Source organism: Corynebacterium sp. AOP40-9SA-29 (genome assembly GCF_052377405.1).
Lineage (GTDB): Bacteria > Actinomycetota > Actinomycetes > Mycobacteriales > Mycobacteriaceae > Corynebacterium.
Genome location: NZ_JBQSWR010000001.1, coordinates 472,520 through 498,024 on the forward strand (window position 1 = coordinate 472,520; position 25,505 = coordinate 498,024).

General features: G+C 69.2%; 29 protein-coding genes. 18 read left to right on the top strand and 11 right to left on the bottom strand.

Annotated features, from left to right (window positions below):
- Nucleotides 1-8: 8 nt before the first annotated feature.
- The 3 genes from ACT3SZ_RS02240 to ACT3SZ_RS02250 all read right to left on the bottom strand — a co-directional run bounded on the left by ACT3SZ_RS02240 (nucleotide 9) and on the right by ACT3SZ_RS02250 (nucleotide 1,567).
- Nucleotides 9-761 carry a hypothetical protein gene (locus ACT3SZ_RS02240; protein ID WP_444616336.1) on the bottom strand — a complete coding sequence of 251 codons (753 nt, stop codon included), beginning with the start codon at nucleotides 759-761 and terminating at the stop codon, nucleotides 9-11.
- Nucleotides 762-769: 8 nt separating this feature from the next.
- A complete protein-coding gene (locus tag ACT3SZ_RS02245) occupies nucleotides 770-1,075 on the bottom strand; it encodes an urease subunit gamma (RefSeq protein ID WP_444616337.1) in 306 nt (101 codons plus the stop codon).
- 153 nt (nucleotides 1,076-1,228) lie between these two features.
- On the bottom strand, nucleotides 1,229-1,567 hold the full coding sequence (locus ACT3SZ_RS02250; protein ID WP_444616338.1) for a carboxymuconolactone decarboxylase family protein: 339 nt from the start codon (nucleotides 1,565-1,567) through the stop codon (nucleotides 1,229-1,231).
- Nucleotides 1,568-1,759: 192 nt separating this feature from the next.
- On the opposite strand from ACT3SZ_RS02250, the gene ACT3SZ_RS02255 reads away from it, so the two are divergent.
- Nucleotides 1,760-2,401: a TetR/AcrR family transcriptional regulator gene (locus ACT3SZ_RS02255; RefSeq protein ID WP_444616339.1), complete on the top strand. Its 642-nt coding sequence runs from the start codon at nucleotides 1,760-1,762 to the stop codon at nucleotides 2,399-2,401.
- Nucleotide 2,402: 1 nt separating this feature from the next.
- Here the strand turns inward: ACT3SZ_RS02255 and ACT3SZ_RS02260 are convergent, their stop codons facing one another.
- Nucleotides 2,403-3,245, bottom strand: a complete 843-nt coding sequence (locus tag ACT3SZ_RS02260; protein ID WP_444616340.1) for an alpha/beta fold hydrolase — start codon at nucleotides 3,243-3,245, stop codon at nucleotides 2,403-2,405.
- A gap of 83 nt (nucleotides 3,246-3,328) precedes the next feature.
- Between ACT3SZ_RS02260 and ACT3SZ_RS02265 the strand changes: the two genes are divergently transcribed.
- Both ACT3SZ_RS02265 and ACT3SZ_RS02270 read left to right on the top strand, forming a co-directional pair.
- On the top strand, nucleotides 3,329-3,769 hold the full coding sequence (locus tag ACT3SZ_RS02265; protein ID WP_444616341.1) for a helix-turn-helix domain-containing protein: 441 nt from the start codon (nucleotides 3,329-3,331) through the stop codon (nucleotides 3,767-3,769).
- An 8-nt stretch (nucleotides 3,770-3,777) separates the two neighbouring features.
- Nucleotides 3,778-4,146, top strand: a complete 369-nt coding sequence (locus ACT3SZ_RS02270; RefSeq protein WP_444616342.1) for a HepT-like ribonuclease domain-containing protein — start codon at nucleotides 3,778-3,780, stop codon at nucleotides 4,144-4,146.
- A 36-nt stretch (nucleotides 4,147-4,182) separates the two neighbouring features.
- Here the strand turns inward: ACT3SZ_RS02270 and ACT3SZ_RS02275 are convergent, their stop codons facing one another.
- Nucleotides 4,183-5,178, bottom strand: coding sequence for a calcium/sodium antiporter (locus ACT3SZ_RS02275; RefSeq protein ID WP_444616344.1), 996 nt, complete (start codon nucleotides 5,176-5,178; stop codon nucleotides 4,183-4,185).
- 9 nt (nucleotides 5,179-5,187) lie between these two features.
- Nucleotides 5,188-5,550 carry an ArsR/SmtB family transcription factor gene (locus ACT3SZ_RS02280; protein ID WP_444616346.1) on the bottom strand — a complete coding sequence of 121 codons (363 nt, stop codon included), beginning with the start codon at nucleotides 5,548-5,550 and terminating at the stop codon, nucleotides 5,188-5,190.
- Between the two features lie 116 nt (nucleotides 5,551-5,666).
- On the opposite strand from ACT3SZ_RS02280, the gene ccmA reads away from it, so the two are divergent.
- From ccmA to ACT3SZ_RS02325, 9 genes are all read left to right on the top strand, one after another.
- The gene (gene ccmA, locus ACT3SZ_RS02285) at nucleotides 5,667-6,395 is read left to right on the top strand and encodes a heme ABC exporter ATP-binding protein CcmA (RefSeq protein WP_444616348.1); all 729 of its coding nucleotides are present in this window, start codon (nucleotides 5,667-5,669) and stop codon (nucleotides 6,393-6,395) included.
- Nucleotides 6,392-7,120 carry an ABC transporter permease gene (locus ACT3SZ_RS02290; RefSeq protein ID WP_444616350.1) on the top strand — a complete coding sequence of 243 codons (729 nt, stop codon included), beginning with the start codon at nucleotides 6,392-6,394 and terminating at the stop codon, nucleotides 7,118-7,120. The genes ccmA and ACT3SZ_RS02290 overlap by 4 nt, the downstream gene beginning before the upstream one ends.
- Nucleotides 7,117-7,767, top strand: a complete 651-nt coding sequence (locus ACT3SZ_RS02295; protein WP_444616351.1) for a TetR/AcrR family transcriptional regulator — start codon at nucleotides 7,117-7,119, stop codon at nucleotides 7,765-7,767. The genes ACT3SZ_RS02290 and ACT3SZ_RS02295 overlap by 4 nt, the downstream gene beginning before the upstream one ends.
- 67 nt (nucleotides 7,768-7,834) lie before the next feature.
- A complete protein-coding gene (locus tag ACT3SZ_RS02300) occupies nucleotides 7,835-8,995 on the top strand; it encodes an ATP-binding protein (RefSeq protein ID WP_444616352.1) in 1,161 nt (386 codons plus the stop codon).
- 88 nt (nucleotides 8,996-9,083) lie between these two features.
- Nucleotides 9,084-10,214 carry a FecCD family ABC transporter permease gene (locus ACT3SZ_RS02305; RefSeq protein ID WP_444616354.1) on the top strand — a complete coding sequence of 377 codons (1,131 nt, stop codon included), beginning with the start codon at nucleotides 9,084-9,086 and terminating at the stop codon, nucleotides 10,212-10,214.
- Nucleotides 10,211-11,206, top strand: coding sequence for an ABC transporter substrate-binding protein (locus tag ACT3SZ_RS02310; protein ID WP_444616355.1), 996 nt, complete (start codon nucleotides 10,211-10,213; stop codon nucleotides 11,204-11,206). The genes ACT3SZ_RS02305 and ACT3SZ_RS02310 overlap by 4 nt, the downstream gene beginning before the upstream one ends.
- A complete protein-coding gene (locus tag ACT3SZ_RS02315) occupies nucleotides 11,203-12,015 on the top strand; it encodes an ABC transporter ATP-binding protein (RefSeq protein WP_444616356.1) in 813 nt (270 codons plus the stop codon). Before ACT3SZ_RS02310 ends, ACT3SZ_RS02315 begins: the two co-directional genes overlap by 4 nt.
- Complete coding sequence (locus ACT3SZ_RS02320) at nucleotides 12,012-12,788, top strand: class I SAM-dependent methyltransferase (RefSeq protein ID WP_444616357.1); 777 nt, start codon at nucleotides 12,012-12,014, stop codon at nucleotides 12,786-12,788. Before ACT3SZ_RS02315 ends, ACT3SZ_RS02320 begins: the two co-directional genes overlap by 4 nt.
- 64 nt (nucleotides 12,789-12,852) lie before the next feature.
- Nucleotides 12,853-13,233, top strand: coding sequence for a hypothetical protein (locus ACT3SZ_RS02325; RefSeq protein ID WP_444616358.1), 381 nt, complete (start codon nucleotides 12,853-12,855; stop codon nucleotides 13,231-13,233).
- Nucleotides 13,234-13,359: 126 nt separating this feature from the next.
- Here the strand turns inward: ACT3SZ_RS02325 and ACT3SZ_RS02330 are convergent, their stop codons facing one another.
- Together ACT3SZ_RS02330 and ACT3SZ_RS02335 are read right to left on the bottom strand one after the other, a co-directional pair.
- Nucleotides 13,360-14,766, bottom strand: coding sequence for a DUF3100 domain-containing protein (locus tag ACT3SZ_RS02330; RefSeq protein ID WP_444616359.1), 1,407 nt, complete (start codon nucleotides 14,764-14,766; stop codon nucleotides 13,360-13,362).
- Nucleotides 14,767-14,951: 185 nt separating this feature from the next.
- The gene (locus ACT3SZ_RS02335; RefSeq protein WP_444616360.1) at nucleotides 14,952-15,974 is read right to left on the bottom strand and encodes an AsnC family transcriptional regulator; all 1,023 of its coding nucleotides are present in this window, start codon (nucleotides 15,972-15,974) and stop codon (nucleotides 14,952-14,954) included.
- A gap of 87 nt (nucleotides 15,975-16,061) precedes the next feature.
- Between ACT3SZ_RS02335 and ACT3SZ_RS02340 the strand changes: the two genes are divergently transcribed.
- A complete protein-coding gene (locus tag ACT3SZ_RS02340; protein WP_444616361.1) occupies nucleotides 16,062-17,261 on the top strand; it encodes an amidohydrolase in 1,200 nt (399 codons plus the stop codon).
- Between the two features lie 2 nt (nucleotides 17,262-17,263).
- Nucleotides 17,264-18,646 carry an L-serine ammonia-lyase gene (locus tag ACT3SZ_RS02345; protein ID WP_444616363.1) on the top strand — a complete coding sequence of 461 codons (1,383 nt, stop codon included), beginning with the start codon at nucleotides 17,264-17,266 and terminating at the stop codon, nucleotides 18,644-18,646.
- Here the strand turns inward: ACT3SZ_RS02345 and ACT3SZ_RS02350 are convergent.
- The gene (locus ACT3SZ_RS02350) at nucleotides 18,627-20,156 is read right to left on the bottom strand and encodes a PepSY-associated TM helix domain-containing protein (RefSeq protein ID WP_444616364.1); all 1,530 of its coding nucleotides are present in this window, start codon (nucleotides 20,154-20,156) and stop codon (nucleotides 18,627-18,629) included. The two genes, ACT3SZ_RS02345 and ACT3SZ_RS02350, sit on opposite strands and share 20 nt — an antisense overlap.
- Nucleotides 20,157-20,340: 184 nt before the next feature.
- On the opposite strand from ACT3SZ_RS02350, the gene ACT3SZ_RS02355 reads away from it, so the two are divergent.
- The 3 genes from ACT3SZ_RS02355 (at nucleotide 20,341) to ACT3SZ_RS02365 (ending at nucleotide 22,818) form a co-directional block, all read left to right on the top strand.
- The gene (locus ACT3SZ_RS02355; protein ID WP_444616366.1) at nucleotides 20,341-20,928 is read left to right on the top strand and encodes a copper chaperone PCu(A)C; all 588 of its coding nucleotides are present in this window, start codon (nucleotides 20,341-20,343) and stop codon (nucleotides 20,926-20,928) included.
- A complete protein-coding gene (locus ACT3SZ_RS02360) occupies nucleotides 20,915-22,150 on the top strand; it encodes a Dyp-type peroxidase (RefSeq protein WP_444616367.1) in 1,236 nt (411 codons plus the stop codon). Before ACT3SZ_RS02355 ends, ACT3SZ_RS02360 begins: the two co-directional genes overlap by 14 nt.
- Nucleotides 22,151-22,302: 152 nt before the next feature.
- Nucleotides 22,303-22,818, top strand: a complete 516-nt coding sequence (locus ACT3SZ_RS02365) for a hypothetical protein (protein ID WP_444616368.1) — start codon at nucleotides 22,303-22,305, stop codon at nucleotides 22,816-22,818.
- Nucleotides 22,819-22,839: 21 nt separating this feature from the next.
- On the opposite strand, the gene ACT3SZ_RS02370 is transcribed toward ACT3SZ_RS02365, so the two are convergent.
- Nucleotides 22,840-23,070 (bottom strand): hypothetical protein, encoded by a 231-nt coding sequence (locus ACT3SZ_RS02370; RefSeq protein ID WP_444616370.1) that lies wholly within the window; start codon nucleotides 23,068-23,070, stop codon nucleotides 22,840-22,842.
- Nucleotides 23,070-23,567 carry a hypothetical protein gene (locus ACT3SZ_RS02375; RefSeq protein WP_444616372.1) on the bottom strand — a complete coding sequence of 166 codons (498 nt, stop codon included), beginning with the start codon at nucleotides 23,565-23,567 and terminating at the stop codon, nucleotides 23,070-23,072. The genes ACT3SZ_RS02370 and ACT3SZ_RS02375 overlap by 1 nt, the downstream gene beginning before the upstream one ends.
- Before the next feature lie 366 nt (nucleotides 23,568-23,933).
- Between ACT3SZ_RS02375 and ACT3SZ_RS02380 the strand changes: the two genes are divergently transcribed.
- Nucleotides 23,934-25,352 (top strand): YibE/F family protein, encoded by a 1,419-nt coding sequence (locus ACT3SZ_RS02380; protein WP_444616374.1) that lies wholly within the window; start codon nucleotides 23,934-23,936, stop codon nucleotides 25,350-25,352.
- Nucleotides 25,353-25,505 lie beyond the last annotated feature (153 nt).

Sequence of the window (25,505 nt, forward strand, 5' to 3'; positions counted from 1 at the left end):
TGGGTCTCCTAGTGGTGGTGATGGTGGCCGTGCGAGTGGGAGTGGCCGTGGGAGTGACCGTCCTCGTCGCCGTGGGAGTGGGCGAACCCGGTGGCGTGATCCGCGAGCAGACCGGCGGCGATGCCGTCGTCATGATGGTCGAGCAACTGGTGCAGCGCGGTGTGCGCGGCCCGTGATGCGGCCGTGGCCAACGACGAGGGACGGAAGAGCGGGGTGGCCACATCGTCCTGTCCCAGGTCCGCGCGCACCTGCGCCACCCGGGTCGCCCCGAGCAGCCGCAACCGGTCACGGGCGGTGTCCACCGACGGCCACGAGCCCTCGAAGGCGACCTCCACCAGCAGGTCCTCGGAGAACTGCTGGGCCAGACGCACCCGGCGCAGCAGCTCGGCATCGGCGAAGGGGTCGACCGTGTTCGCGGTGAACAGCACCGCGTCGTGGTCCTTGGCCGAGGCGCGCAGGTGACGGCGCATCTCGGCGATCGCCCGCGTGCCGTCGATCAACGACGGTCCGAGCACCACCGTCGTGCCGGAGCGGCGTTCCCACGCCAACGCCTGCGCCGCCTGCGTCACCGACGTCAGCGCCCGGCCCGTCCCCGCGGGGACGACGACCAGCGCAGCGTCCTGCGTCTTGGCCTGCTCGGCATGACGCGCGAGCTCGCGCGGGCCGGTGACCACCGGCACGCCCGTGGCGTCCTGCAGGACGGCCGGGGACGGCGCCTCGGCGCCGGCGTAGAGGACCGTGACAGATTGTGCTGAGTGCATCCCCGCGCTCACAGGCCGATCGGGTCGTGGACGCTGACCAGCTTCGTCCCGTCCGGGAAGGTGGCCTCGACCTGGATCAACGACAGGCGCTCGCGCACCCCGTCCTGCACGTCCGCGTGGCCGAGCACCTGCGTGCCGATCTCCATCGCCTCGGCAACGGTCCGGCCGTCGCGCGCGGCCTCGATGACGGCCTCGCTGATCAGCGCCGTCGCCTCCGGGACGTTGAGCGTGAGCCCCCGGCCCCGGCGCCTGCGGGCGACCTCGGCGGCGGTGAAGATGAGGAGCTTGTCCTGCTCCCGGGGGGTGAGATCCACGGTGCGTCCTAGGTGTTTGTGCGGGGGTTGCGCGGGGTCAGTGCGTGCTGCGTACCCACCCAACGGTAGCGGCGCACGGCCGTCGGCGGGGACGGGGCCGCCGAATTTTAACCCCGCGGAAACACGGGGCCACGGGGACGCGGGGAACTACAGCTAGCTGTCCCCTTCGATGATGTTCTTCAGCACGCCCGTCGCGCCCATGCCATTGGGCCAGCCCGCGTAGAACGACAGCTGCAGCAGGGCCTCCTTGAGCTCCTCGTCGGTGACGCCGTTCTGCCGGGCGAAGTCGAGGTGGAACTGCAGCTGGTCCATCTTCCCCAGCGCGGTCAGCGCAGAAATGGTCACCAGACTGCGGTCGCGCTTGGACAGGCCCTCGCGCTCCCAGACCTCGTCGAACAGGACTTTGTCGGTGTAGTGCACCATGCCGGGCGCGAAGTCGCCGAAGGCGTTCTGCCCTCCGGTCCAGCCGGTGTTTTCGGTGTTGTCTGTCATGTCAGCTCCTGTGGTGTCGGGATCCTTAAGTGCCCTCTCCAGTAAACGCTTCTCTCGGCGTGCTGTGGGGTGGCTGCGCACAGGGGTAGTGGAAAGGATGAGTAGTGAGGTCAGGGCCTTGATGGTGCTAGCGTCGAATGTATCTCCACCTGAAGTAGCCACCCGAAGCCTTGTCCACTGAGGTGAATCGACATGTCTCCCAGCATCCGCAGCTACGGCTCGGCCCTCCGCACCAACCACGTAGCCAGGGTCCGTCGGCGCATCCTCGATGCCGCCGCGAGCTGCTACGCCACGAACGGCTACCCCGGAACCACCCTGACGCACATCGCCAGGGAGGCCAGAGTCTCCATCGACACCGTGCTGACCGTCGGCCGCAAGCGGGAACTCCTGGTCGCCGCCTTCCAACAGGCCTACGCCGGTGCCGAAGGCCAGAACTCCCCCGCAGACAACGAGGATGCACCCGGTATCGCCGCGGTCCCCGACCAGGGCAGGTACCTGGAGGCCGTCGCCTCCTTCGTTGCCGCGGCAAACGCGCGCACCAGCATGCTGTGGGGCGAGCTGCTCTCCGCCGCCAACTCCGACGACAAGATCGCCGAGTCGGTGAGCACGCTGCTCGCCCGCCGGCGCGACGACTACCGCGCCCTCGCGACCTCCTTCATCAGCAGGGGGCTAGTGTCCTGGCGCGCCAATGAGCAGGAACTCGACGAGCTCGCAGACGAGTTGTCCTTCCTGTGGTCCCCGGAGGCTCACCGCCAGCTCGTCCTGGGCTCGGGGTGGTCGATGGAGAAGTACACCCGCTGGCTCGTCGAGTCGGTGCAGCGGCAGTTCGCGTAGCTCAGTCGGCGAGGAACTCCAGCAATGAGGCGTTGAACTCCGCGGTGTGGCTGTCGTTCAGGCCGTGAGGCGCGCCCTGAATCACGGTCGTCCTGCTGTGCGCGACGGCCTCGGCGGTGCGCTTGCCGGACCCTTCGAAGGGCACGATGTCGTCGGAGTCCCCGTGAATGATCAACGCCGGGACCTCGATCTTCGGTAGGTCATCGCGGAAGTCGGTGGTGCCGAACGCCTCCATGCAGCCCAGGGCGGCATCCTGATCGCTCTGCTGCGCCAGGCGCACCGCGTCCTTCCTGGTCGCCTCGCTGACCTTGAGGTCGTCGCCGACGGAGTAGAAACCGGTGGTGAAGTCCTCGAAGAAGGCGTCGCGGTCGGCGCGCAGGCCGTCCTCCATACCCTTCGCGGCGTCCTGCGTGAGCGGTCCGTCCGGATTGTCGTCGCCGCTCATCATGAACGGCGGCACCGCCGCGGCGAAGACCACACTGCGGATCCGCGAGGTGTCACCCACGCTGAAGTAGCGGGCGACCTCGCCGCCACCCATCGAGAAACCGACGAGGGTCACGTCGGTGAGCTCGAGGGCGGTGAGCACGTCCTCGAGGTCGCGGGCGAGGGTGTCGTAGCCGTAGGCACCTTCCGGAGTGTCCGGCTTGCCGGAGCGTCCGAACCCGCGGCGATCGTAGGCGACCACGCGGTAGCCCTCCTTGCGCAGGACCTCCGTCTGCGCCGACCAGGACTCCGCGGACAACGGCCAGCCGTGGATCAGCACGACGGTGCGTCCCAGGTCACCGGCCTCTCCACTGTCGTCGACGTGCAGGGTGACCCCGTCACGTGTGGTGATGGTGCTCATGGTGCTCGACCTCCTCGGTACGAGAGTGCTTTGCCCGTTCGAGGATACGGAACCCGGGTTATATCACGTGATATGTTCGAGGTATGACGAACACCATCCGCGAACTGCGCACCTCGGCCGGTCTGACGCAGGTCGAGCTCGCGCGGCGCTCCGGTGTCTCACAACCCAATATCGCGGCCTACGAAACCGGGCGCCGCGATCCTTCTGACGCCATGGTCGAACGGCTCCGGGCCGCCACGGTGCTCCCCCACGAGGCGCTGGCCACCCACCGCGACGACCTCCTGTACTTGGCCGACCGGCTCGGCATCCGCAACGTCCGGGTCTTCGGTTCCGCCGCCCGGGAGGAGGACCAACCCGGCAGCGACCTGGACATCCTCGTCACCCTCCCGCAGGACACCGGACTCCTCGGCGTGGCGGCCTTCGCCGAGGCCGCCACCGACCTCCTGGGGGTCGAGGTCGACGTTGTCAGCGACGGTGGACTCGCTGCCGACCACCCCATCCTGACCACCGCTCGGGCGGTGTGAGCCCCCATATGAACGACTCCCACATGACCGGCCGGGCCCCGCGCAGGGACATGGCCGCTCTTCAGGAGATCGTCCGCCTCTGTGACCTTTGCGCCGAGATCGTGTCGCGCGGACGCGACTGGTACGAAGCCGACCCCGGCAATATTCCCGGACTGGCGGCCGAATCGGTGATCATCAAGATCGGTGAGAACGTCGCCCGGCTGAGCGCTCGAACGATCGACGCACGCCCTTCCGTCCCCTGGTCACAGATCAAAAGGATGCGGGACCGGCTCGCACACCACTACGAAGGCACCGACTACACGGCTGTGTGGAATACCTTGGCCCACGACGCCCCCGTCATCAGGGATTACATCACCGGCGTCCTCGAAGACTGGTGAAGACGGGTGAGGACTGGGGAGGACGGACCGTGCCGGTCACACCCGCACGAGCACCAGGTAGGTCAGGTAGATGGCATAGAACACCACCAGCAGCAGCCCCTCCCAGCGGCTCAGCTTCCGGCCGGTCCGGAACATCAGGACCACCAGCAGCGAGACCGCGACCAGCACAACCATGTCGACGCGCAGCACCTCGTCCGGCACCGGGATGCCGTCCGGGGCGACCAGCACCGTGGCGCCGAGGATGAACACGATGTTGTACACGCTGGAGCCGATGAGGTTGCCGACTGCCATGGACGCCTGCCCGCGCAGCGTGGCCACCACCGTGGTCACCAGTTCCGGGGCGGAGGTACCGATCGCCACGATGGTCAGGCCGATCAGGGCGTCGGACACCCCGAGCTCTGAGGCGATATCGACGGCACCGGTGACCAGCCAGTCCGCGCCGAGGATCACCAGGGCGATACCCCCGAGAAGCAGGACGGCGTCTACCGCGCCGCGACGCCAGCCGGCGGGCGGCGCGTCCTGCGTCTCTGCGTGGGCGGCGCGGGTTGCGTCCATTTTGGCGGCCTGCCGCGACAGTTCCTGCGCGCGCGACCGCTTCGTATACCAGAGGATCGAGGCGGTGTACGCCACCCCAACGAGCAGCAGGAGGACGCCGGCGGGCCAGGTCAGCGAGCCGCCAAAGGAGAGCACGAGCAGCAGGACCGCGGCCGCAGCGACGGCTGGCAGGTCCAGGCGGAGCATCTGGCGAGCGGTGATGATCGGCTGGATCGCCGCCGCCAATCCGAGCACGAGCAGCAGGTTGACGATGTTCGTGCCCACGATATTGCCGGTCACCAGACCCGGACTGCCACGCACCGCCGCGTCGATGCCGACGGCCAACTCCGGCAGGCTGCTGCCGATCGCCACGACGGTGAGCCCGACGACCATCGGGGAGATCCCCAGGCGCGCGGACAGTGCCGAAGCCCCGCGCACCAGCAGTTCCCCGCCTACGACGAGGACGGCGAAACCGGCGAGGAGCAGCAGCCAGCTCACGACAGGTGCTCAGTCTTCCTCGTGTGTGTGGTGCGCGTGCGTGTGATGCGCGTGCGTCCCGCCGAGGTGGTGCAGCAGCCGGTGGACGCGCTCATCGGTGAGCGCGTAGCGCATCATCCGTCCGTCCCGCGTGGCCGTCACGATGCCGGCGGCGGTGAGCAGCCGCAATGCCGCTGAGGCGGTGGCCGTACGCACCCCGGCGCGCTCCGCGAGCTCCGACATGCTCAATGTGCCGGGCCCCTCGTAATGCAGGACGGTGAGCAACCGCAGCCGGGTGGGGTCGCCGAGCAGACGGAACGTCTCCGCCCAGTCGTCGGAGAGTTCGCGCATGCGGGCAACGCCGGTGTCGCTGCTCTCTTGTGACCCGCTCATGACTCCGTACTGTAGCGAAACCCGGCGGAGTACACGCCGAGAAGACACCGAGAAGACACCGAGAAGACACAGCAAGAACCATTGCCGCGGGTGATTGCGTGGCATATATTAAACACATGGTGAATAAACCAGCCGTCACCGTCACCGACCTCCACGTGACCCGCGGAAAGCACCGCGTCCTCACCGGCCTCGACATCACGCTCCCGGCCGGCACCATCACCGGCATCCTCGGCCCCAGCGGCTGCGGGAAAACCACCCTGATCAGGTCCATCGCCGGAATCCAGATCATCCAATCAGGTTCAGTGACCGTGCTCGGTCAACCGGCGGGCAACGCCACGAACCGCGCGCGCGTGGCGTACGTGACCCAAGCCAGCTCCGTGTACCCGGACCTCACCGTGGCCCAGAACCTCCGCTACTTCGCCCGGCTCAGCGGGGTCGGGCAGGACGCCGTGGACGCGGCGGTCGCCAGCGTGGGGCTGACCGGCCGGGAGGGCGACCTGACCGGCAGCCTCTCCGGCGGTCAACGCACGCGCGTCTCCCTGGCGGCCGCCCTGCTCAGCGACGCCGAGCTGTACCTCCTCGACGAACCCACCGTGGGCCTGGACCCCGTCCTGCGCCGCGACCTCTGGGCGCTGTTTGCCGATCTCGTCCGGCGGGGGAAAACGCTGCTGGTCTCCAGTCATGTCATGGACGAGGCCGCCCGGTGCGACCGCGTGCTGCTGTTGCGCGAAGGCCAGCTGATCGCCGATGCCACGCCGGACGAACTGCGCCGACGCACCGGGCAGGACGACCTCGAGGAGGCCTTCCTCACACTCGCCGAAGACACAGGAAGGGCAGCATCATGACACGCACCCTCGCCACCGCGCGCCGTGTGGCCGCGCAACTCCTGCACGACCCGCGCACGCTGGCCCTCATCCTCGTCCTGCCGTCGGTACTGTTGTGCCTGTTCAAGTACGTCTTCAACGACAGCCCGGCAACCTTCCAGCAGGTAGGTCCGCAGATGCTCGGACTGTTCCCCTTCATCCTCATGTTCCTGCTGACCTCGGTGACCATGGTCCGCGAGCGCACCTCCGGCACGCTGGAGCGCCTGCTGACCACCCGCCTGCGTCGTGGAGAGTTCATCGCCGGGTACGCCGTCGCCTTCGGTGCGGCCGGGCTGGTGCAGGCCACAGTAACCTCCGCCGTGGGCATCCTGTTCCTCGGGCTGGAGGTCGACTCCCCGTGGGTGCTGGGCGTATTCGCCGTGGCCAACGCCCTACTGGGCACGTCGCTGGGACTACTGGCGTCCGCCTTCGCCCGGACGGAATTCCAGGCCGTCCAGTTCATGCCGTTGGTGGTGATCCCGCAGTTGCTGCTCTGCGGGCTGCTCGCCCCACGCGACAGTATGGCCGTGGTGCTGACCCGCGTCTCCGACGTCCTGCCATTGAGTTACGCCGCCGACTCCTTCACCCGCCTGACCCACGTGTCGGGCTGGAATGCCGACTTCACCGTGGACCTCGCCGTGGTGCTCGGTTTCACGGTGGTCTCGGTGGCGCTCGCCGCCCTCACGCTGCGGCGTCGCACCGCATGAGCGGGGAAGGACGCCAGGAAGGACGCCCCGAGGTACGCCGCGGTCGCGGCCGGCCCCGTGGTGGCGGCGCCGCGCGGACGCAGCAGACACTCCGGGACATCGTCGATGCCGCCCGGCGGCAGTTCGCCACGCACGGTTTCCGTGGCGCGTCCGTCCGGTCCATCGCGCGGGAGGCCGGGGTCGACCCGAGCCTGATCAACCACCACTTCGGGGACAAGGCCCGGCTTCTCGTGGCCACGATGGCCCTGCCGTTCGACCCGGTGGACCGGATCGAGACAGCACTGGACGGGCCACTGGAGGACCTCGGTGCGCGGCTGGTGCGCACATTATGTGAGTCCTGGGACCCGCACCGCGACGTATTCACCGCGGCGGTGCGCAGCGCGCTCGGCGGTGCCGGTGGCACTGCCGCTACCACCAAGCCCCCGCTACTGAACTTCGCCGAGGACGTGGTGACGGGGCGGATCGCCGCACGACTGGACGGTCCGGACGCGGCCCTGAGGGCGTCATCGGTGGCCAGCCAGCTCATCGGCCTCGGCCTGATGCGCTACGTCGTCCGGGCCACGCCACTGGCGGAGGCGGACGTCGATTCCGTTGTCGCCGTCCACGCTCCGGCGGTACAGGCGACCATCGAACCCATAAGCCGGTGATTTTATGACTCTTTATGAGTTGGCGAGTCATAAAGAGTCATAAAGAGCACCGCGGTAGACTGTCGGCATGCAGCCGAGCCCATACACACCCGGTTCCGTCAGCACCAGCGTCCCCGGTCGACGGAAGAACATCGAGGATTTCCGGCAACAGCTCGCCTACACGAGTCAGTTCCACCGACTCTCCGGCCAGATCAGCGTGACCGTGGGTCCACGCGGGATCGGCAAGACCAGCCTGCTGCGCTACCTGCAGGCGGAGGCACTCGAACTCGGCTTTCAGACGGTGTGGGTCACCGCCGGGGACGGAGCCTTCCTCCCCTCTCTAATCGAGTCCTTCAATCGCTTGTCCGCCGGATGGAAGGAAACCAGCCGGCGCCGACTCGCCGAGCTGCTGCACAACCTGACTGTCACCGTCGGGGGAATCAGCCTGTCCACCTCCCCCGGGCGCGAGCCTTCAGGTGTGCCCGCCAGTGCTGGCAGGGCGCTCCAGGACGTGATCTCCGGCGCCGCCCAGTCCGCCGTCGACGACGGAGCACTCGGCCTCGTCCTGTTCGTCGATGAAATCCAGTCCGCCGACGTCGAGGGCCTCCGCGCCCTGGCCTACGCGTGGCAACACATGCAGTCCGAGAACCCCGACCTCCCGGCGATCGCGGCTGCTGCCGGACTGAGCCACTCGCAGGACGTGATCACCGACGCGGTCAGCTTCGCCGAACGCTTCCGTTACCCGCGGCTCAAAGACCTCGATGATGTCGCCGCACGCTCCGCCCTCATCGCCCCTGCGGCGGACGGTGGTGTCGAGTGGGACGAGGGCGCACTTACCACGGCACTTCACGAGGCACGTGGCTATCCGTACTTCATCCAGCTGCTCGGGGACGAGTCCTGGAAGGCCGCCCACTACCCCGATCCTGACTCACGGATCAGCGCCGAGGATGTCCACACGGCGATGGACGAGTACCGCACGGCACAGGCCGACTTCTTCCGCGCCCGGTGGATGAAGGCCACGGACGCTGAGGCCCAGATGCTGCTGGCCATGGCCTCCCTTGGAGACACGGGGATGCGACGCAGGGACATCGCCGATCGGATGGGACGGACCACGAACGACATCAGCATGGTCCGCAGGTCCCTCATGGACAAGGGCATCATCCAGTCCAGCGGATTCGGGGAACTGAGCTTCACTGCGCCCGGCTTCGCCGACTTCGTCCGCGAAGAACTGGACTCCCGGGAACTCTGACCCACCGTGTTTCCCGCACGTAAAACCTTCATTCAAACAGTCCCTTGAATATGCGAATGAGGCTTCCCGGCCGGTAGCGTGATCCCCCGTGAGCACCACAGAATCCCCCGGGAGCAATACCGCCGGACGCGCCGCCAGCGACGTGCTCGGCCACGCCGCCGCACGTCGGCGCGCGCTCTCCTGGACCGCGGCTCTCACCGTCGCGCTACTGGTCACGCTCGTCTTCAGCGTCGGCTTTGGATCAGTGTCCGTCTCCCCGGCCGACTCCGCACGCATCCTCGCCCACCACCTCCTCGGCACCGGGCTGGAGGCACAGGACGGCACGGACCTCGCCCGGCACGACGCCGTCATCTGGACGATCCGCGCACCGCGGGCCGTCCTCGGGGCCGCCGTCGGTGCCGGCCTCGCCGTCGCCGGAGTCGTCCTGCAGGCCACCGTGCGCAACATCCTCGCCGACCCCTACGTCCTCGGCGTGAATTCCGGGGCCTCCGTCGGCGCCGCGACCGCCATCCTCACCGGCGTCGGGACGGGGATGGGCGCCGGCGTCGGCGACTACATCCTGCAGACCAGCGCCTTCCTCGGCGCCGTCGTGGCGTCCTTCATCGTCTTCGGCGTCGCCCGCTCCGGCGGGCGCATCACCCCGACCCGCCTGATCATGGCCGGCGTCGCCATCGGCTATGCGCTGTCCGCACTGACCAGCTTCCTGATCTTCGCCTCCGACTCCGCCGAGTCCTCGCGCTCCGTGATGTTCTGGCTGCTCGGCTCTCTCGGCCTGGCGTCCTGGGCCGGCCCCCTGGCCGCCGTGGTGGTGGTCGTGCTGGTGGTCACCGCACTGCTGCTCGTCCTCGGGCCCCGCCTCGACGCCCTCACCGCCGGTGACGACACCGCCCTCACCCTCGGCGTGAACCCCGAGCGCATGCGCATCCTGCTGCTCGTGCTGTCGTGCCTGCTGGTGGGAACCGTGGTGGCGATGGCCGGATCCATCGGCTTCGTCGGTCTGGTCGTCCCGCACCTCGCCCGACGCCTCGTCGGCGGTGCCCACCGCGCCGTGATCCCGGTCAGCGCACTGCTCGGCGCCATCCTGCTGTGCTGGGCCGACATCGGCTCGCGCACCCTGCTCGCCCCGCAGGAGATCCCCGTCGGCATCATCACCGCCCTCGTCGGCGCCCCCTTCCTGCTCATCCTCGTCCGCCGCATGCACCACGGAGTCGCCCCATGAAACGTCCCGCAACCACTGCGCCCACCGTGACCACCACGCTGGTCCTGGCGTCCTCCCTGCTGCTCGCGTCCTGCGGCAGCGGCGGTGCAGACGGTACCGGGGACGCCGCGATATCCGTGGAGAACTGCGGCGACACCGTCACCCTCGACGGCCCGCCGGACAACGTCACCCTGCTCAAACCCGCCGCCGTGACCACCCTCGCCGACCTCGGCGTGCTCGACCGGGTGGGCAACCGCGCTGGCCAGTACCCCGAGGAGTACTTCGACGACGCCACCAACCAGGCGCTGGCGGACATCCCCTCGATCACCGACAAGACCGACGAGTCCGGCCACCTGCAGATCTCCCGCGAGGAGGTCGTCGCCGCCGCCCCCGACCTCGTGCTCGGGGAGACCGACACGGTCAACCGGCAGACCCTGGCCAGCTCCGACATCCCGCTGATCGAGGAACCCGCCTTCTGCGACGCCATCGACGGCCCCGTCACCTGGGACGACGTGTGGGACCAGGTCCGGCTCTACGGCACCGTCTTCGACCGGCAGGACGCCGCGGCGTCCACCGTCGCCGACCTGCGCGCCCGCCTCGCCGCCGTCGAGGAACAGTCGGCTTCCCACGCCGCGGCAGGACGCAGCGTCGCCGTGCTGTACCCCACCGTCGGCGGCGGCGTGACCTACGCCTACGGCGCCGGGTCGATGGCCGCCCCGATCGTCGCCTCCACCGGGGCGTCCAACGTCTACGGCGACCAGGCCGACCGCGTCTTCGAGGTCACCGCCGAGGACATCGTGGAGCGCAACCCGGACGTGATCCTCGCCCTGCACTCCGACGGTGGGGAGGAGCAGGTGCTCGACGCCGTCAACCAGATACCCGGCATCGACCGCACCACCGCCGGACGCTCCCAGAACATCCTGCCGATGCTGCTCAACTACGCCGAACCGCCCACCCCGCTGGCCGTGGACGGCCTGGAGAAACTCACCACCTACCTGCAGGAGAACCCGTGATCACCGCCGAGAACGTGCACGTCGACTTCGGCGCCACCCGCGCCCTCGCCGGCGTGGACCTCACCGTGCCGGACGAGGGCACCGTGGGCCTGGTCGGGCCCAACGGCTCCGGCAAGACCACCCTGCTGCGCGCACTCTACGGCTCGGTGGCGCCGAGCACTGGCCGCGTCCTGCTCGACGGCGTGGACCTGCACGGCGGCCGACACGGGAGCCGACAGAGGGACGTCGCGCGCGCGGTCGCCGTCGTCGCCCAGGAACGCGACGCGACGTCCTCCGGCATGCCGATGAGCGTCGCCGACCTGGTCATCCTCGGCCGACTGCCGCACCAGGGACGCCTGCCGCGCACCAGCGACCATGACCGCGCCGTGGTCACCGGCGCCCTCGACGCCGTCGGCATGACCGACCTCGCCCGGCGCGACCTCGCCGAACTCTCCGGTGGCGAACGCCAACGCGCCCTCATCGCCCGCGCGCTGGCCCAGCAGACCCGCCACATCCTGCTCGACGAACCCACCAACCACCTCGACGTGCGCTACCAGCACGAGATCCTCGAACTCGTCGCCGGACTGCCCGGCTGCGCGGTCGTGCTGCACGACCTCAATCTCGCCGCGCGCTACTGCACCCACCTCGTGGTCCTGGACCGTGGCGTTGTCGTCGCCGAGGGGACGCCGGACGAGGTGCTCGTCCCCGCCGTCCTGGAACCCGTCTACGGCCGGCGCGTGACACGCGTGGACATCGACGGCGAGATCACCCTGATCTTCCCCCGCAGCACCGACCGTGCCGCCGACCGCGGACTGGTGGGTCGGCCATGAGCGTCTCCACCCCGCAGACTCTTCAAACCCTGCAGTCCCACCTGGACTCGTACTGGTCTGGCCGCGCCGCCGACTACCACGACCACCAGGTCAGCGGGCCGCGCGCGCCGTTGGACCGGCAACTGTGGTCGACGGTGTTCGGGTCACGCCTGGGAGGCGCTCGGGGTGGTGGTGCGTCCGACGTGCTGGACGTGTTGGACGTAGGCACTGGGTCCGGATACCTCGCCAACCTGCTGGCGTCCGCCGGGCACCGGGTGACCGGGCTGGACAGCTCGGCGGGGATGATCGCGGTGGCCGGGGCGTCCGGCGGTGGTGCGCGGTTCGAGGTCGGCGACGCCCACGACCCGCAGGTCGGAGAGGTTGACGGCGTTGCTGGCGTTGCCAGCGTTGATGCCGTGGTGAGCCGCTATGTGCTGTGGACGCTGCCCGACCCGGTCGCCGCAGCACGGGCGTGGCGACGGATGCTGCGCCCCGGCGGGGTCGTCGTCGCAGTGGACGCCACCTGGTTCCCCCACGGTGTCGACCCGTCGATGAAGGTGCCTTCGGAGGACGGGGAGGACGCCTTCACCCGCACCTACTCCCCCACCACCCTGGACGCGTTACCGCTGGCCACCGCCGCCGACACCGCCGAATTCGGTGCGGTCTTCCGCGAGGCCGGGTTCACCTCCGTGGAGGTCGACCCGCTGCCCGAGGTCGCCGAGCTCGACCGGCGATTCGGAGTCGCACCCGGACACGAGTCACGCCCGCACGTGGTGGTCACGGCGCGGGGTTGAGGGCTAACTCCATCCGTCTATCTCCCATAGACATTGATTGTCTAACCTGACTAGACTTCAGGTGATGGAGAATATGACCGAGTACACCGCCACCGTTTCACCGGATGGCACCGGCTGGATGGTCCATGTCCCCGACCTTGACCGCGTAACGTATGCTCCCCACCTCCGCGACGTGGAGGGAATGGCCGTCGACCTCATCGAGATCATGACAGGGGCAGGAGCGGACGAGATCACCCTGGACATCGCCTGGCCCGCTGAAATATTGGTCGAACTCCAGTCACTCGACAGCGCCCGGCGTGCTGCAGGAGAGGCGCAGGAGAACCTCACCAGCACCCTCAGGTCGACCGTGTCCCGGCTCCATGAACGAGGCACCAGCTACCGCGACATCGGCAGTCTCCTGGGACTAAGCCATCAAAGAGTGGCGCAAATCTCCGCGGGTCGCTAGACCCAACAAATGCCATACCGCCGATGTCAGCTGAGTCATGCCCCAGGGTGAAAAATGGCGTTTTTTCACCCTGGGGCATGACTTAGGTGACAGGTGATCTGTCAGAGGATCTGTCAGCGACATCCCCTACCCGATAAAGCGCAGCACGCCCTCGGCGATCAGCGTCGAGGCCAGGTAGGTCGAGACGATCACGACGATGCCCACCGGGATGATCTTCCAGCCGATCTGGCGCAGCAGCGGGATGTCCTTGCCGATGCTCAGGCCCGCAACCGCCAGCATCATGGTGATCACCGACAGGAAGTCCACGCTGGAGGACACCTCCAACAGCCACGGTGCCACCGGGGAGGCCGGCACGGTGAGCAGCGTGCCCACCGTGATGACCACGATGATTGCCGGCAGCTTGCCGCGCGTCAGCTTCGCCACCCCAATACCCGCGGCGGTCAACAGGCCAATCGCCACAAAGGTCAGCACCATGTCCCAGGAGAAGCTCCCCGAGGCCACCACCGACACCACAATCCCGGCGACGCTGATGATCGCCAGCGAGACCCACAAAGGCAGTCTCACCAGCGGCGCATCCGTCACCGCGGTGGCCAGCGACTCGGAGGTCTTCAGGGCCTTCGACGATTTCCCGGCTGTCCCGGCTGTCCCGCCTGGCTCCTTATCGCCCTGGCGTCGCGTGAGGAAACGGTAGAAACGGTCCGCCAGCGGCAGGGCGACCCACATGCCCAGGTACACCCCAGCGATCGAGGCGATGAGATTCGCCGTGGTACTCAGCGCCAGGATCTGGTCGGCGAACTCCGGGTGTGCCGCGGTCACCGAGGCAGAACCGGCGGCCATCATCGAACCCGATCCCACGCCCGCACCCATCGCCAGCGCCCGCCAGTCGAAGATGCCCAGCGACGACGCCAACGACGCGATCATGCTGATGATCACCGCGCCGAACACCGAACCGAAGATATACATCGACAGCACGCCGCGGTACTGCTGCGAGTTCGTGCCGAAACGTTCCGTGACCATGGCGAAGGCACCCTCGCGGTCGACCGAGAACGTGGCACCGACCGTCGCCGAGCCCATGCGCAGCATCACTGCCAGCGGCAGGGCCAGGCAGATCGGCCCGATGATGTTGCCCACCTCCTGCAGCAGCAACGCCGGGCCGGCGTCCAACAGGAAGGGGATGTTCGGGCCCAGGGTGAAGGACAACCGGGCAACGAGGACGAGCACCGCAACGCCCATGATCACATTCGCCACATGCTGCAGGTCGACCGGCAGCGGGCGTACTCGCTGCACCGACACCACAACCCCCATCGCCAGCGCCCAGATCATCGGCAACAGGGTCAGAGCGGCGATACCGAGGGAGATCTCGAGGGTGCCGATGGCCTGGGCGATCGCGGCGATGACCACGATCAGCCCGCCGACCAGCCACAGGCCGCGGTCGCGCAGCCGTGGGGCGATGATGCGCGGCGGCGCCGGGGCGTCCTGCGCGGTGTCGGTCGTCGTCGTATCTACCGGTGGTGTCGGTGGTGTCTCGCTCATGGCTTCGGTCTCTTCTCGTGGTGAGTTCCTGCGGCGGGGCGGTCGTGGTCGTCATCCTTGACGGCCGCTCCGTCCCCGGCGCGCGGGGATGGCGCGAAAGTACTCGGCCATGACCCCGAATACTCCCGTAATGCAGGATATGACCATTAATCGAGGAACAAATGCAGGATCAGGACGTAATCACCTTATGGGACGGGGACGGTACGCCCGGTCGCGTCACCGTCGGCGTCGAGCACGTGGCCGAGATGCTTCAACGAGCGCAACACCACCGACCGGTCCACGATGCGCACCCCCGGCAGCCGCTCCTCCAGCACCGCCTCCAGGCGGTTGACGTCCAGCAGGGACCGCAGCCACGCCGCCATGATCACGTTGTACTCACCGGTCGCGGTGACCACCAGGCGCACCTCGTCGATGCGGCTGAGCAGCGGTCCAACCTTCGCCAACTTATCGGCGGAGACCTGCAGGAAGTACCACACCGACACCGGCCACGGCGTGCGGGAGCGGGCGACATCGACGCGGATGATGTAGCGGTCGGTCGAGGTCAGCGCGGCGACGGCCTCGCGCGCCTTGCGGGCGGTGATACCCGCCGCCGCGGCGATGTCGGCGGTGGACGCCCGGCCGTCCACCGCCAGGGCGTCCAGCACGCCGGCGCGTTCGGCGGCGCTCAGCCGCGGCATCGTCGGTGAGGTCGCCGGACGCACCCTGCGGTGGATCTCGGCGACCTCGTCCTTCGACAGTGCACGCAGCTGCCACTCGCGCGCATCGGTGACGATCTGCGACACCAGGTGCGTGCGCACCCGCCGCACCCCGTCGAGACGGCGCACCCGGTCCAGCGTCCAGTCCGCCAGGCCGATGGTGCCCTGGGTCTGCAGGGTGACCATGATGTCGCGCGCGCCGGCGGTGAAGTCGATGGTGAACGCGCTGCGCTCCTCCACCAGCGCATCGGCGACGTCGAGCGTGCGTTCCGGACGGCACTCGATCTCGATCAGGGCGATGACCGCGTCCGCATCACCGCCGTAGCCGGTCACGTACACCACGCCGTCGGCGCGCAGCTGCGCCCACCGACGCGCCAGGGTCACCGGGTCGGCGCCCACCACCGGCGCCAACGCCGCCCACGGTGCGCGCGGGGCGACCTGGAGCGCGTGAACAATACGTTCATCGAGGGTACTGAGGCCCATTTCCTGCGGGCTAAGGTCGATTTCCGTCATTTCCCTGCTCATTATCGTCGGAATTGATCGTCTTCACTACCTTAGCCCCATAACGCCGCCCGACCGCCGTACCGCTCAGGAGCACCCATGAACGAGAACGTCACCGCACGCATCGACGCCCACCGCGACCGTCTGCTGGAGATCAGCCACACGCTGCACGCCAACCCGGAGCTCGCCTTCGCCGAGCACGACTCCGCCGCCCTCGTCGCCGCGGAACTGCGCGACGCCGGCTTCGACGTGACCGTCGGCGCCTACGGTCTCGACACCGCCATCGAGGCCACCTACGGTTCCGGCGAGTTCGTCGTCGCCGTCTGCGCCGAGTACGACGCCCTGCCGTCCATCGGCCACGCCTGCGGCCACAACATCATCGCCACCGCCGGGCTCGGCGCGGCCCTGGGCCTGGCGGAGATCGCCGACGAGGCCGGTATCCGGGTCAAACTCCTCGGCACGCCCGCCGAGGAGCACGGCGGCGGCAAGGTGCTCATGCTGCGCGAGGGGGCTTGGGAGGACGCCACAATCTCGCTGATGGTCCACGGCGGGCAGGACGCTGGCGACGGTGCCGACTCCCGCTGCAGCGACTTCACCAGCCAGGCCGTCGACCGCTTCAAGGTCACCTACACCGGCACGCCCGCCCACGCCGCGGCCGCACCGCAGAAGGGCGTCAACGCCCTCGACGCCGCGACGATCGCTCTGACCAGCATCGGCCTGCTGCGCCAGCAGCTCGCCGACTCCGTGCGCGTGGCCGGGGTGCTCACCGAGGGCGGCCACGTCACCAACATCATCCCGGACCACACCGAGGTCGACGCCGAGGTCCGCGCCTTCGACATGGACATCCTGGAGGACGCCAAGAGCCGGGTGATGAACTGCTTCGAGGCCGGTGCCCTGGCCTCCGGCTGCTCGTGGGAGTGCGAGCCGACCGAGCCGCGTTACGCCAGCCTGGTGCAGGAGCCGCTGCTCGCCGACGCCTGGAACACCGCCCTGGTCGACCTGGGACGCACCGTCGCCGCGCACCCCGGCAACGTCGGCGGCTCCACCGACATGGGCAACGTCTCCCAGGTCGTCCCCTCGATCCACCCGATGATCTCCCTGCTCGGCCACGAGGCCCCGCCGCACACCGTCGGTTTCGCCGCCGCCGCGGCCACCCCCGCCGGCGACGAGGCCGCGATCGTGGCTGCCAAGGGCCTCGCCCTGGCCGCCGCCACCGTGGCCACTACCCCCGAAACCAGGGCTGACCTGCTGGCCCGCCAGGCGGCGCGGCCCGTGGGGGCCACCACGGTAGAGTCCTGACGATGTCAGCTACGTCGATCACGTCAGCCACGTCGATCACGTCGGTGTACGTCTCCGCACTCGACCTGTTCTCCATCGGCATCGGCCCGTCGTCGTCCCACACCGTGGGTCCGATGCGCGCCGGTGCGGACTTCGCACGCCGCGCCGCCGCCCTGCCGGGCCTCACGCGGGTACGCGTGCAGCTTTACGGCTCGCTGTCGGCGACCGGACACGGGCACGGGACGCCGGACGCCGCGGTCGCCGGGCTCGCCGGCGCGCAGCCGGAGACGTGCGACCCCGACGCCGTCCGCGGCGCCTGGGGCAGGCTGAACAACGACTCCCACCTGCTGGTCGACGGCTCCGTGGACGTGCCCTTCACCCGTGACGACGTGGTCCTCAACCCACCGTCCGCCGGCCTGCGCCACCCCAACACCATGGTCCTGCAGGCGTGGACGGACGGGGAGGCACCGGCTCTAGAGGAGACCTACCTCTCCGTCGGCGGTGGGTTCATCGAGCGCGTCGGCGAGCAGGCCGCCGAGGAAACGTCCGGCACCCCCACCGGTCCGGGCTTCCGCACCGCCGCCGAACTCCTCGCCCTGTGCACCGACGGGCGCAGCGTCGCCGACGTCGCCTGGGCCGCCGAGTGCGCCCGCCGCGACCCCGACGAGGTCACCGCCGGACTCGACGCCATCTGGGCGGCGATGCGCACCTGCGTGGACGCCGGCCTGCACACCGACGGCGTCCTGCCCGGACGCCTGCATGTCCCCCGACGCGCCGCGGCGATGCGCCGCCGCCTGGAGGACGACCCGGCCTCCGCCGTCGACGCCTGGCTGCACGTCTACGCCCTGGCCGTCAACGAGGAGAACGCCGGCGGCGGACGCGTGGTCACCGCCCCCACCAACGGGGCCGCGGGCATCATCCCCGCCGTCCTGCATTACATGTGGCGTACCACGCCGGACGCCACCCTGCGCGACGTGCGCACCTTCCTGCTCACCGCCGCCGCCGTGGGCTCGCTGATCAAGGCCAACGCCTCGATCTCCGGGGCCGAAGGCGGCTGCCAGGCCGAGGTCGGCTCCGCCTGCGCGATGGCCGCCGCCGGTTTCTGCGCCGTACGCGGCGGCACCGCCGCCCAGGTGGAGAACGCCGCCGAGATCGCCGTGGAACACCACCTCGGCCTGACCTGCGACCCCATCGGCGGGCTGGTGCAGATCCCCTGCATCGAACGCAACGCCGTGGCCGCGTCCACCGCCGTCACCGCCGCCCGCCTCGCGCTGGCCGGCGACGGCTCCCACATCGTCTCCCTCGACGCGGTCATCCAGACCATGCGTGAGACCGGTGCGGACATGAACGACAAGTACAAGGAGACCAGCCGCGGCGGCCTGGCCGTCAACGTGGTGGAGTGCTGAGAGCGCGCGCCGCACGCGCCGCGCTCACTCTGTCCCAGATCACGCTGCCCGCCACGAACGCCAGGCACGTCACCCCGAACAGCGGGGCGATGAACCCGTAGGCCACCAGCGCGACGACGAGCACCACGGTCCCTGCGGTCGGACGCTCCCAGCCGGTGCTGCCCGTCCGTCCTGCGTTCCTGCGCGGTGGTCCGGCGAGGCCTCCGGCGGGCCTGCGCCGCCACCACATCGCGTAGCCCCAGCACACCATCGCGATGATCGCCGCTGCCAACGCACCGAGCACCAGCTGGTTCGGCAGGCCGAACAGCGTGCCCATGTGCAGCTGGATCAGCCAGCCGGTCGCCATGGCCGCCACCGGCCAGTCGGCGAAGTCCAGACGCTCGGTCACCTCACCGGTGGCCCAGTCGATCGCCACGGCGTCGTTGGTCAGCCGGTAGGCCACCCGATCCTCCGTCGCCGTCCACGCCTGCCCCTCCGCACTCGGCGGGGTGATCGTCACCGGCGTGCGCAGCTCCTCCACCGCCGTCGCCGCGACGCGGTCGACCGAACCCTGATTCAAGCCGCTGACCCGCACCGGGGAGGACGCCCCGGCCGCGCCGCCGTGCCCGGCGTGGCCGGCGTGCCCGCCGGAAGCGGCGGCGGCGCTGGCAGCGTCCTGCGCGTCCGGTGCGTCCTGCATTCCCGGCAACGACGCAGACACCGACGGCGTGCCCCAACTCAACTTCTCCCGCACGTCCCCGATCGTGGTGCCCGCCACCGATGACCAGGTCAAACCCGTCACCGTGAGGAACACCATGCCCACGGCCACGAGCGTGCCCGTCGCCCCGTGCAGGCGCATCGTGCGCGTGCGTCCCCGACCGCCCGTGCGCAGCATGGCCCGCAGCCTCGCGGTGGACGCCCGGCCCGACTTCTGGCGCCGCCACCACATCACCACACCGCCGACGGCCAGCACACCCAACCAGCTCGCCGCGGTCTCCGAGTACAGCCGGCCCGGCTCGCCCAGCCACGCCGTGCGGTGGCCCTCGGCGATCCACTGTCGCAACGGCAACGACCCGGCACTGCCGTACTGGGTGGTGTCGCCGGTGACCTCGCCGGTCCACGGGTCGAGGAACACCGCCTGCACCGTGGACTCGGGCAGCTCCGGGTCGGTGAACAGGATGCGGGTCGTCTCGTCGTTATCGCCGAGGCGCACCCCGGACAACGCCAGGTCCGGGTGCTCGGCCTGCGCGGTGTCCACCAGGTCGCTGACCGGCAGCCGATTCCCCGCTGATGCACCCTCCGGTGCCTCGGCGGTGAGCATCGAATGGTTCATCACCTGCTCCACCGTGGGGGCGAACGCGTAGAGCAGACCCGTCACCGAGGCGATGAGGATCAACGGGGCGCAGAGCACCCCGGCGAAGAAGTGCAGGCGCTTGAGCAGGCCGTTCACCTGGCGGTCGTCGGCGCGCGACGGGGCACGTCCTGACGTGCGAGGAGAGTCCGGTGGAGTTCCGTGGAGAGTTGAGGTCACGGTGCAGTTGTCGGATCTGCAGCCCCTCCGGTTCCGATCCCTCCCGGCGTGGGGGTGTCACCGGGCACACCACCCCACCCCCGGACGTGATCCCGACGACGATACGGAACTCTTCTGACGATAGAACCGACTAGTAGTGTGACCCGCAACAGCGACTACCTCCACACCTTCCAGGAGTGTTCCCATGACCGTCACCACGACGCGACGCCTCGCCGCCGCCTCCCTCGCCGCCGTCCTCGCCCTCGGCCTCACTGCCTGCGGAAATGACAGCGACGGCGACGACAACGGTGCAGCGTCGACGACCACGGACCAGTCGGCCGAGCAGTCTGCTGACGCGCTCACCCTCAGCGACGGCTACGTCGGCGCGAAGGACACCGAGACCTCCATGACCGCCGTCTTCGGCGAGCTGACCAACACCACCGACGAGGACATCCACCTCACCCGCGTCACCGGTGACCTGGAGGGCGTCTACCAGTTCCACGAGACCGTCAACGGCATCATGCAGGAGACCGACGACGGCATCACCGTGCCCGCCAACGGCAGCGTCACGATGGAGCCCGGCAGCAACCACATCATGATCATGGAGAACAACGACGAGATCGCCGCCGGCGACGCCCTCACCCTCACCCTCACCGCCGAGGACGGAACCACCTACGAGATCGCCGACATCCCCGTGCGCGTGCAGCAGTCCGCCCACGAGGACTACGGCACCGGCGACAGCGACGGGGCCACCGACGATTCAGCTGAGCACGATGAGCATGCCGGGCACTAGTTCCCACCGCGTCACCCGCCGCGGCTTCCTCGGAGGCCTCGGCACCCTCGGCGTGCTCGGCGCGTCCGCCGCCGTCACGACGTCCTGCGCGCAGGACGCCGGCAGCACGCAGGACGCCGCGGCGTCCGGCGCGGCCGGGCCGTCCTCCGTGCCCTTCGACGGCACGCACCAGGCCGGCGTGGCGACCGCGCCGCAGGCGCACAACACCACCGTCGCGTTCACCCTGCGCGACGGTGCCGACCGCACCACCGTGCAACGCCTGCTGCGCATCTGGACCGGTGACGCCCGACGCCTGTGCTCCGGCGACCCCGTGCTCGCCGACCTCGAACCCGAGCTCGCCAGCGACCCCGGGAACCTCACCGTGACCTGCGGCTTCGGCCGCGGACTCTACGAGGCCGCCGGCATCGCCGACAAGGCACCGTCCTGGCTGAAACCCCTGCCCCACTTCACCGGCGACGCCCTCGACGACACCTGGGGCGGACGCGACGTCGTCCTGCAGATCTGCGGCGACGACCGCACCACCGTCTCCCACGCGCTGCGCGTCCTCGTGCGCGGCGGTGCCGACCACGCCCGGCCGTCCTGGAGCCAGACCGGCTTCCTCGACGTGCCCGTGCACGACGGCGAACCCGGCACCCCACGCAACCTCTTCGGCTTCAAGGACGGCACCGTCAACCCGCGCTCCGACGCCGAGTTCGACGCTCAAGTATGGAACGACGACGGCGGGACCTGCATGATCGTGCGCCGCGTGGCCTTCGACATGCCCGAATGGGAATCCGTGGACCGCGGCACCCGTGAGCTCGCGATGGGACGCACCATCGTCGAGGGCGCACCGCTGAGCGGCGGCGACGAGTTCAGCGACGTCGACATCAACAAAATCGGCCACGACGGCCTGCCCCTGATCGACGCCCACTCCCACGTGGCGATGGCCACCTCACGCAACGGCGACGCCGAACGCATGCTGCGCCGCGCCTACAACTACGACCTGCCCGTCACCGCCGGGCCCGCCGGCCTGCAGGACGCCGCGTTGATCGACCTCTCCGACACCGGGCTGATCTTCACCTGCTTCCAACGCGACCCGGACACCGCGTTCATCCCGGTGCAGCGCCGCCTCGCCGACGGCGACCGGCTGAACGAATGGATCACCCACGTCGGCTCCGCCGTGTTCCACGTGCCCGGCGGGACGACCGAAGACGAGTACTGGGGCGAGTCGCTGCTGGGGTGAGTGGGGTTCGTTGGCCGGTGGGGTTGGGTTCGGCGGGGTTGGGGTTGTTCCGGCCGACCCCGCGTCGCGTACAGGATCCGGGCATCTCGCGGCACGGAAGACCCGAATCCGGCACGCGACGCGGGATCAGGGTGAACATGTACGATTCTCATATGCGCCACAGACTTCGTGCCGGACGCACCACACTCGCCGGCCTCGCCCTGCTCGCCCTCCCGCTCGCCGGCTGCTCCACCGGCGACGACATTCCGCGGACCGTGACGTCCTCCATGACCAGCGCGACCAGCACGAGCGTCCCGTCCAGTACGAGTGCGACGAGTGCCACCTCTACCGCGCAGCCGAACCCGACGACCGGCGGGGTCGTGGACGAACCGGCGCCCCAACCCGCGCCGGATCCTGAACCTGCACCGCAGCCAGCTCCCGCCCCTGTCCCGGAGGTACCCCAGGTCCCCCAGGTCACCGGCCCGCAGCTCGGTGACCAGTGCATCGGCGCCGACATCGGACGCACCGCGGTCGCCGCCGACGGCACCGCGATCATGTGCGACAACTACATGTGGCAGCTCAACCAGGGGCAGACGCCGAGCCACCCCTGGGTCGACGGGCAGATCGCCTGGTCGGAGTGCCTGGAGACCAACACCGCCGAGCAGTGCCGGGAGCTGCTCAACGACTGACGCCGTCCCCCGGGGCATCACTCACATAAGGAAGACGAAACAGAAGACCGTGGCAATGATCATCGCCGCCATGAACAGCAGGGTGACCACGTCGGCGGTGGACGAACCGGGGATCTCCTGGCGCTCGTCCTCCTCCCACTCGTCGCCATAGAGTTCAACACCGTCAACACCGTCAACGTTGTCGACGTTCCCCGCATTCTCCAGATCCTCTGCGTACTCCGCGTCAGAAGACTTCGACTGCGACTGTGACATCACGACACCAACCCAATTACCTCGTAGACGACCGTGCCGATGAGGATCACGAACATGGCCGCCATGAACCACGTATAGACCCATTTACCCTTGTGGTCGGTCTTCCAGAACCGACGCATGCTCACCGTCCCATTCACCATGGCCAGCACGCACAACGTGATGCTGAGTGGGGTGGCGACCATCCCCGCCGCACTGATGACGGGCACGAGAATCGGCACCAGCAGGTAGGTGATCGTGCAGCGCACCGCGGAGAACACGATGGCCCAGCGGAACGCGCGGTGCGCGCCGGCCAGGGCCTCCATGTCGATCCGGTCGACCTCCTTGACCCGCAGCAGCCGGAGCATGAACCGGTCCGCGGCGGACACGGACCGCTCCCGTGCTGGCGCGGCAGGAGTGCTGGATGCGCCGGACGTGCCGGACGCAGCAGTCGCAGCGGGCGCAGCGGGCTCGCCGACACCGTCGGCCGCTGTGGCCGGGACGTGGCTGATTGTGGACATGCTCCCAGATTAGCGTCTCCGGTGGGCAGGGTCATATCAGCCCAGCGCGAGAACGGGCCACCCCTCCCCGTCCGGCTCTCCGTGCCCCTGTCCTGCACCGGAATGTAGCGAAGTCTTGAAGGCTATATCCCCGACTACCGTTCCGATATACTTCCCTATATTTCAGTACGCCCACCTGGGTGAACCTCATTCACAAGGGCCTGATATTCGCCCCGGACCATGGTGTCGTGGCCTTCACCGTGCCGGGCATGGCGGGCTTTATCTCCCGCCAGGTCGTCTAGCAACCTCGCACCCACCCGCCCCGCTCCCGGCTATCCTCAGGTGCGGAACACCCCACCATCCCCGCGACAGAAAGCAGCCGACACCTTGGGACGCCACCACGCCCCCGCCCCCGCGAGGAAGAGCAGAAACGCGCAGGACGCACCGGACGCCCCAGCGTCCGACGTAGCGTCCGACGCCTCTGCGGCGCCGCACGCGCCGCACGGCGCGCACGGTCACAGCCATGTGCACAGCCACGGACCGTCCGACGACCGTCCGCTGCGCGAACGCATGCACCCACGCAACCTCGACCCGCGCGCGGTCGTGTGGACGCTGCCGCGCTCGATCCTGTTCATCGTGCTGGTGGCCGGCTTCATCGCCACCGCCGTGGCCGTGGTGGTGCAGTGGCCGCGGGGTGAGCCGGAGACCGGCGACAGCTTCCACCAGACCTCGGGCCTGGCGCAGGAGGTGTCGACCGGCACCGTCGCCCTGGAGACCACCGGGGCGTGCAACTCGGCATCGATCGGGCGGTCCTTCGACACCTCCCCACCGTCGGCGCATCCCAGCGCCAACGGTGCGGACGCCACGACATGCGACCAGGTCATCGTCGACATCACGTCCGGCCCCGAGGAAGGACGCCGCACCCTGCTCGCCGTCACCGACTCCGAGGGGTCCGCCGATCTGCCCGTGGGCCAGGACATCCTGATGACCACCGGCACCGCCGAGGACGGCTCGCGCACCTACGGTTTCCAGGACTACGAGCGCACCACCCCGGTGTGGATCTGGCTGCTGCTCACCGTGGTGGCGATCGTGGTGGTCGGTGCGTGGCGCGGCTTCCGCTCGATCCTGGGGCTCGGGGTCACGCTCGGGATCTTCGGGGTCTTCCTGCTCCCCGCCCTCGCGCGCGGCGGTGACCCGGTGCTGCTGGCGGTCACGGCGTGTTCGGCGGTGCTGTACCTGGCATTGTTCCTGGTGCACGGGATGAGCTGGAAGACGGCGTCCTCCCTCGGCGGGACGTTGGCGGCGATGCTGGTGGGCACCGCGCTGGCGTGGCTGGCGATCGACACCAACCAACTGCGCGGGCTGGCCGACGAAAACAACATGCAGATCATGCTGTACCTGCCCGGCCTGTCGATCAGCGGACTGCTGCTCGCCGGGTTCATCATCGGCACCCTGGGTGTGCTCAACGACGTGACCGTGGCACAGGCCTCCACCATCGCCGAACTGCGGCAGCTCGACCCGACGGCCTCGAACCTGCGCCTCTTCGGCACGGCGATGCGGGTGGGACGCGACCACCTGGCGTCCACCGTGTACACGCTGGTGCTGTCCTACGCCGGTGCCGCGCTGCCGCTGCTGGTGCTGCTCAGCGTGTCCGGACGCGACCTTGGCCACATCCTGACCTCCGACATCATGGCCACCGAGCTGATGCGCTCGGTGATCGGTTCCTTGGCGCTGGTCGCCGCGGTGCCGCTGACCACCGCGATCGCGGCGGTGACGACGTCGTCGGTGTGGCGGCAGAAGCGCTGACACGCCCTCCCCTCGCCGGGGCCGTTGATAAACTTATCGCCGCGAGCGAAGGATGATAAGTTTATCGCCCTCGTAAGCGGTACGACGCATCCTTCCGTCCCGGCTCCGCATCAGCACTGATTCCCGCGTGTGCCGTTCCGGCAACCTGTGTTG

Coding starts and splice junctions, on each gene's coding strand:
- ACT3SZ_RS02295 (WP_444616351.1), top strand. CDS start 7,117: ATGAGCGGGGAAGGACGCCAGGAAGGACGCCCCGAGGTACGCCGCGGT.
- ACT3SZ_RS02260 (WP_444616340.1), bottom strand. CDS start 3,245: ATGAGCACCATCACCACACGTGACGGGGTCACCCTGCACGTCGACGAC.
- ACT3SZ_RS02270 (WP_444616342.1), top strand. CDS start 3,778: ATGAACGACTCCCACATGACCGGCCGGGCCCCGCGCAGGGACATGGCC.
- ACT3SZ_RS02355 (WP_444616366.1), top strand. CDS start 20,341: ATGACCGTCACCACGACGCGACGCCTCGCCGCCGCCTCCCTCGCCGCC.
- ACT3SZ_RS02375 (WP_444616372.1), bottom strand. CDS start 23,567: ATGTCCACAATCAGCCACGTCCCGGCCACAGCGGCCGACGGTGTCGGC.
- ccmA (WP_444616348.1), top strand. CDS start 5,667: ATGGTGAATAAACCAGCCGTCACCGTCACCGACCTCCACGTGACCCGC.
- ACT3SZ_RS02240 (WP_444616336.1), bottom strand. CDS start 761: ATGCACTCAGCACAATCTGTCACGGTCCTCTACGCCGGCGCCGAGGCG.
- ACT3SZ_RS02330 (WP_444616359.1), bottom strand. CDS start 14,766: ATGAGCGAGACACCACCGACACCACCGGTAGATACGACGACGACCGAC.
- ACT3SZ_RS02335 (WP_444616360.1), bottom strand. CDS start 15,974: ATGACGGAAATCGACCTTAGCCCGCAGGAAATGGGCCTCAGTACCCTC.
- ACT3SZ_RS02370 (WP_444616370.1), bottom strand. CDS start 23,070: ATGTCACAGTCGCAGTCGAAGTCTTCTGACGCGGAGTACGCAGAGGAT.
- ACT3SZ_RS02325 (WP_444616358.1), top strand. CDS start 12,853: ATGGAGAATATGACCGAGTACACCGCCACCGTTTCACCGGATGGCACC.
- ACT3SZ_RS02255 (WP_444616339.1), top strand. CDS start 1,760: ATGTCTCCCAGCATCCGCAGCTACGGCTCGGCCCTCCGCACCAACCAC.
- ACT3SZ_RS02345 (WP_444616363.1), top strand. CDS start 17,264: ATGTCAGCTACGTCGATCACGTCAGCCACGTCGATCACGTCGGTGTAC.
- ACT3SZ_RS02300 (WP_444616352.1), top strand. CDS start 7,835: ATGCAGCCGAGCCCATACACACCCGGTTCCGTCAGCACCAGCGTCCCC.
- ACT3SZ_RS02265 (WP_444616341.1), top strand. CDS start 3,329: ATGACGAACACCATCCGCGAACTGCGCACCTCGGCCGGTCTGACGCAG.
- ACT3SZ_RS02310 (WP_444616355.1), top strand. CDS start 10,211: ATGAAACGTCCCGCAACCACTGCGCCCACCGTGACCACCACGCTGGTC.
- ACT3SZ_RS02365 (WP_444616368.1), top strand. CDS start 22,303: ATGCGCCACAGACTTCGTGCCGGACGCACCACACTCGCCGGCCTCGCC.
- ACT3SZ_RS02360 (WP_444616367.1), top strand. CDS start 20,915: ATGCCGGGCACTAGTTCCCACCGCGTCACCCGCCGCGGCTTCCTCGGA.
- ACT3SZ_RS02320 (WP_444616357.1), top strand. CDS start 12,012: ATGAGCGTCTCCACCCCGCAGACTCTTCAAACCCTGCAGTCCCACCTG.
- ACT3SZ_RS02340 (WP_444616361.1), top strand. CDS start 16,062: ATGAACGAGAACGTCACCGCACGCATCGACGCCCACCGCGACCGTCTG.
- ACT3SZ_RS02290 (WP_444616350.1), top strand. CDS start 6,392: ATGACACGCACCCTCGCCACCGCGCGCCGTGTGGCCGCGCAACTCCTG.
- ACT3SZ_RS02280 (WP_444616346.1), bottom strand. CDS start 5,550: ATGAGCGGGTCACAAGAGAGCAGCGACACCGGCGTTGCCCGCATGCGC.
- ACT3SZ_RS02250 (WP_444616338.1), bottom strand. CDS start 1,567: ATGACAGACAACACCGAAAACACCGGCTGGACCGGAGGGCAGAACGCC.